Origin of the sequence: Alkalicoccobacillus porphyridii (assembly GCF_007293315.1) — a bacterium.
Lineage (GTDB): Bacteria > Bacillota > Bacilli > Bacillales > Bacillaceae_D > Alkalicoccobacillus > Alkalicoccobacillus porphyridii.
Genome location: NZ_VLXZ01000081.1, coordinates 1 through 362, shown reverse-complemented (window position 1 = coordinate 362; position 362 = coordinate 1). Strand labels below are relative to the sequence as shown.

The following is a 362-nucleotide window of genomic DNA, read 5'->3' as shown; positions in this document are numbered from 1 at the left end:
ATCTCTATCGCGACCGCCTGTACTTCCGGCGTGCACAACATTGGCCATGCTGCGCGTATTATCGCGTATGGCGATGCTGACGTGATGGTTGCAGGTGGCGCAGAGAAAGCCAGTACGCCGCTGGGTGTTGGTGGTTTTGGCGCGGCACGTGCATTATCTACCCGCAATGATAACCCGCAAGCGGCGAGCCGCCCGTGGGATAAAGAGCGTGATGGTTTCGTACTGGGCGATGGTGCCGGTATGCTGGTACTTGAAGAGTACGAACACGCGAAAAAACGCGGTGCGAAAATTTACGCTGAACTCGTCGGCTTTGGTATGAGCAGCGATGCTTATCATATGACGTCACCGCCAGAAAATGGCGC

General features: G+C 55.8%; 1 protein-coding gene. It reads left to right on the top strand.

The window, feature by feature from the left end; genetic code table 11:
* Nucleotides 1-362: beta-ketoacyl synthase N-terminal-like domain-containing protein (locus FN960_RS23610; protein WP_368854056.1), on the top strand; the 362-nt coding region annotated here is incomplete at both ends.